The sequence below is a fragment of the Sphingobacterium sp. UBA7253 genome (assembly GCF_002472745.1).
GTDB lineage: Bacteria > Bacteroidota > Bacteroidia > Sphingobacteriales > Sphingobacteriaceae > Sphingobacterium > Sphingobacterium siyangense.
The window spans coordinates 1015-4689 of the sequence record NZ_DKSP01000237.1; the positions used below are offsets into that span (position 1 = coordinate 1015).

Here is a 3675-nt window from a genome sequence, read left to right on the forward strand (position 1 = left end):
ACGTCCACCATATAGTTTTGTAATCTTGGATTTGATGATTGCTGCATTTGCACTTAATGTCCATTTCCAATTTTCATTTTTAACAATATCTGACCCCAGTTCAATCTCTATACCTTTATTGTTCATTTCGCCAACATTTCGCAATATGGAGCCGAAACCGGTAATTGTGGAGATCGGAACATTCTGTAAAAGATCCTTCGAGTCTCTGTTAAAATATTCAATTGTACCGAATAGTTTATTGTGGAACAGACCAAATTCCAAAGCGATGTTTGTGGAGTAATTTTTCTCCCAAGCTACATCCGGATTGCCTAAATTATTAAGCCCACCACCTGGCTGCGTCATATATTTGTTGGAATAACTTGTTAAATTGCGCCAAGCAAAAAGATCCGTAGGTAATGTTCCATTTACCCCATAGGAACCTCTAATTCTTAGGTTATTGATTTCCTCGATCTGTTTAATAAAAGATTCCTTGGCTAAATTCCAGGAAGCTGCTAAAGACCAAAAGTTGCCCCAACGAGGGCCTGGTGCCAAGCGGGATGAACCGTCCCTTCTAAAAGATGCCGAGGCAAAATAGCGTTCATCGTAGTTATATTCCGCCCGCGATAGTACAGACATCATATTATTGCCCCAAGAATAGGCCGACGCATCCAATATACCTGCAGTGGCGACTGTATGAAGTGATGAGGATGGTAAATCTTTACCTGTAGCACGGATAAAATCCGTCGTGTTTTTTTCAGCTTCGAAACCAGCTAATAACCCGATATTATGCAAGCCAAAGCTCTTGTTGTAATTGGCGGTTGTGGATGATACCAATTTTTCAATAGACGTAGACACCTCTGTGACCCGGCCATTGTCTGCCATACCGTTATAATGTTTAGCGCTATAATAGATATGATCTTTGACCTCGGTTCTGTCATAGGAGAAAATGGTCTTCAATGTAAGTTCAGGTAACAGCTTTAATGATAAAGATTCTATAGCTGATAATTTACTTGTTTTCGAAGAGTTTTCCCATTCCTTGTTGTAATACAATGGATTATAAGCGAGACTACCATAACGTGCTGTATATTCGTTACCTGTTTTATAATCAGTTGGCCAATACATCTGCCATAATAAATTACTCGCTTGATACAGGTAATTTGTTCCTGTATTTCTGGTGTCATTCATCCCGATAAGCTTGTTTTTAGCGTAGTTGACGTTTGAGCCAAATTCAAGATATTTGCCAATCTTTTGCGTTAAATTAATCCGACCATTGATTCTGTCGAAGTTATTCTCAATAATCCTGCTTTTGTCTTGGGTGTACCCTAAAGACGCGTAGTAATTGGTTTTTTCTGTTGCTCCGCTTACCGAGATATCGTTGCTGTTGAATATCCCGGTTCTAAACAATGCTTTGTTCCAGTCATAATATTGACCATCTCGATTCTCTACACCATCTGTTTTTCCTGAGATATGTACATTTTCCCATTGTGAGGTTCCATCCGTGCTGAATTGATAGCCATGAATACCAAAACCATAAGAAGAAGTTGGTTTACCGTAATTTGCCGAATTTGGATTCCAGTCCAAAGAATTTAAGCGAAATAAGGTGTTTTTATTCGCCTGTTCAGCCGTTTGACCAGCTGCTATTCTAGAGTCGTATAAAACACTATAGAGCATATTGATTTGATCCTGTACCGAAGCAGGTTCATTATTTTTGGTTGCCCAGGAAGGACTAATGCCGATAGAGGACTTGACATTGATCTTTGGATCTCCGTTTTTCCCCTTTTTTGTGGTGATGATGATGACACCGTTTGCCGCGCGGGAACCATAAAGGGAAGAAGCGGCAGCATCCTTAAGCACAGAAATAGATTCGATATCGCTGGGATTTAATGTGCTCATGACGTTGTTCGTATTGACAATATAGTCGCCCATCTGTCCGACACTACCCGAAATGACTGGAACACCGTCAATGACATAGAGTGGCTCGTTCGACGCGTTCATGGAGCCTATGCCTCGAATGCGTATAGCTGAAGTTGCACCTGCCTGACCAGATCCATTTGACATTTGCAGACCTGCAACACGGCCAGTAAGAGCTTTTTCAAAAGAAGTGACAGGTTGTTTATCAATGGCATCTGATTTTACTTGTGCTGCCGAACCTGTATAGGTACTCTTTTTAGCCGTTCCGTAGGCAATGACAATGACTTCGTCCAATGCCTGTTCATCACTGCTGAGTGAAATACTAATGGTTTTTCGGCCATTGACCTGAATTTCTTGTGGACTATAACCTACTGCAGAGATACTTAATATCGCGTTGGTGTTTGCGTTTAGCGTAAACAGGCCATTTTCGTTTGTTGAGGTTCCTTGGTTAGCGCCTTTTACATTAATTGTAACTCCGCTAATTGGTTTTCCGTTGCTGTCTGTTATTTTACCAGCAATTTGGATCTGTTGCGCATATAAAGACTGCATCGAACTACAGGCTATGAGACACAACGTTGTGAGCACATGTTGTTTCATAAAAGTGTGAATTGATTAATTTAGTTTGTTAATATTTTGGTGCTGTCGGATGTTGGTCAAACTTGCGAAAGCAATTCAGTGCAATCTTTTTTTTAAGAAAAAAACATTGCACTGAATATAGGGTTATTTCCTTAAAATTCCAATTCCAGGACGGTCGGGAAGAAGGCAATTGCCATTGACAACGGTCATACCGTCATAAATGTCATTTCCGATCAATAAAGCACCATCTAAATCAGCCCAGTCTGTTAGGGGAGCGAGTTGTGCTGCTGCACTGATTGCACAGGATGTTTCGGTCATGCAACCGATCATAACTTTCATTTCCAGAGAACGCGCAAGCTCAGCCATACGTTTGGCCTCCCGCATGCCAGTACATTTCATCAATTTGATGTTGATACCCGAATACACACCCTTTAATGCGGGGACATCCACAAGACGTTGACATCCTTCGTCGGCAATAGTTGGGATAGGGCTATGCTCAGTAAGCCATGCATTGTCGTCTATCTGCTCCTTAGGCATTGGCTGTTCCAAGAAAGAAACATTTCTTTCTGCAAGCCAATGTGCCATTTCGAGAGCCTCTTCACGTGTTTTCCAACCTTGATTGACATCGGCACACAATGGTCGATCGGTAACCTGACGGATAGTATCGATGATCATTTTATCCGTATCGAGACCCAGCTTTACTTTCAAAATTTTAAATTGATCCGCTTCCGCTACCTTTTTACGGATCATTTCTTCCGTATCAATCCCAATAGTATAGGATGTCGGAGGGATAAGATCCGGATTTAATCCCCATATTTTATAATAAGGTTGATTCATTATCTTCCCTAATATATCATGTAATGCAATATCAATAGCGGCTTTTGCTGCGGTATTTTTCAATGCAAGCTGATCGATATAATGGAGAATCTCCTCAGTTTGAAAAGGAGAGTTGAAGCCTGTCAGATCGATCTGATTAAGGAATGATAAGACACTTTCCTGCGATTCGCCTAGATAGGGTGGCATACTCGCTTCACCATAACCGACAATGCCGTCATACTCTAGCTCGGTCAATACAACCGGTGTTGTGCTTCGACTAAATGAAGCTACAGTGAAGACATGGCGCAAAGTTAGCGTGTAAGGTCTAAACCTCAATTTAAAGGTTCCAAAATCTTTACTAATCCATTCAGATTGATTGCTCATCACTATGTT

2 protein-coding genes are annotated in these 3675 nt (G+C 41.0%); both read right to left on the bottom strand.

What is annotated here, in order from left to right; all coding sequences use genetic code 11:
• Positions 1-2487: SusC/RagA family TonB-linked outer membrane protein (locus B2X72_RS24800; RefSeq protein WP_286851934.1), on the bottom strand; the 2487-nt coding region annotated here is incomplete at its 3' end.
• Between the two features lie 123 nt (positions 2488-2610).
• Positions 2611-3666: a dipeptide epimerase gene (locus B2X72_RS24805; protein WP_201639510.1), complete on the bottom strand. Its 1056-nt coding sequence runs from the start codon at positions 3664-3666 to the stop codon at positions 2611-2613.
• Between the last annotated feature and the right edge of the window lie 9 nt (positions 3667-3675).